Genomic DNA, 258 nt, shown 5'->3' on the forward strand with positions numbered 1-258 from the left:
GCTTCTTCAGTTCGTCGAGCTCGTGCGTGTATCCGCGCAGCGTGTGCTCCGACAGCTGCCTGACGTGTTTCAGGTTCGACAGGTAGGCGGCGATCGGATCGTCGAGCATGGGCGCGGTGTCAGTGCGGCAGCAGGCGCGTGAGCGCGGCGCTCGCGAGCGTCGCGATCTGCGCGAGGAAGTCGGTGGCCATGCCGTCGTGGAAGCGGCGCGGATCGGGCGAGCCGAGCACGAGCAGCCCGAACGCGGGCGCATCGACG

At 69.0% G+C, this 258-nt stretch carries 1 protein-coding gene; it reads right to left on the reverse strand.

Annotated elements, in window-relative coordinates; translation table 11 throughout:
* Positions 1-119: 119 nt before the first annotated feature.
* Positions 120-230 (reverse strand): hypothetical protein, encoded by a 111-nt coding sequence (locus tag R0J88_RS21375; RefSeq protein ID WP_410901081.1) that lies wholly within the window; start codon positions 228-230, stop codon positions 120-122.
* Between the last annotated feature and the right edge of the window lie 28 nt (positions 231-258).

Source organism: Pseudoalteromonas sp. SIMBA_162, from assembly GCF_046535955.1.
In the GTDB taxonomy this organism is placed as follows: Bacteria; Pseudomonadota; Gammaproteobacteria; order Enterobacterales; family Alteromonadaceae; genus Pseudoalteromonas; species Pseudoalteromonas marina.